Source organism: Candidatus Hydrogenedentota bacterium (assembly GCA_016791475.1).
Lineage (GTDB): Bacteria > Hydrogenedentota > Hydrogenedentia > Hydrogenedentales > JAEUWI01 > JAEUWI01.
Genome location: JAEUWI010000357.1, coordinates 344 through 579 on the forward strand (window position 1 = coordinate 344; position 236 = coordinate 579).

The window sequence follows — 236 nt, forward strand, 5'->3', positions numbered from 1 at the left end:
GCGCCACGCGCGCGCGCGCCCCCACCCGCGCTCCCCGGTCCGCTCTCGCCCGCTCCGCCCCATCACGAGCCCCCCTTGGTCGGCTTGCCGCCGCTGCCGCCGGCGCCGCGCACGTGCTCCTGCGGCGGATCGGAGAAGAGCAGCTGCGACGGATCCTCGTCGCGCTGCTCGAGCACCGCCGCGCGCGCCGCCGCCGCCGCCGCGAACTCGTCGATCGCCGCGCTGGTCGCCGCGCG

The 236-nt window shown here is 80.5% G+C and carries 1 protein-coding gene; it reads right to left on the reverse strand.

Translation table 11 applies throughout. The features are described from left to right. Positions 1-62: 62 nt before the first annotated feature. Positions 63-236 (reverse strand): hypothetical protein (locus tag JNK74_29660; GenBank protein ID MBL7650341.1); only part of this gene is annotated, 174 nt, incomplete at its 5' end.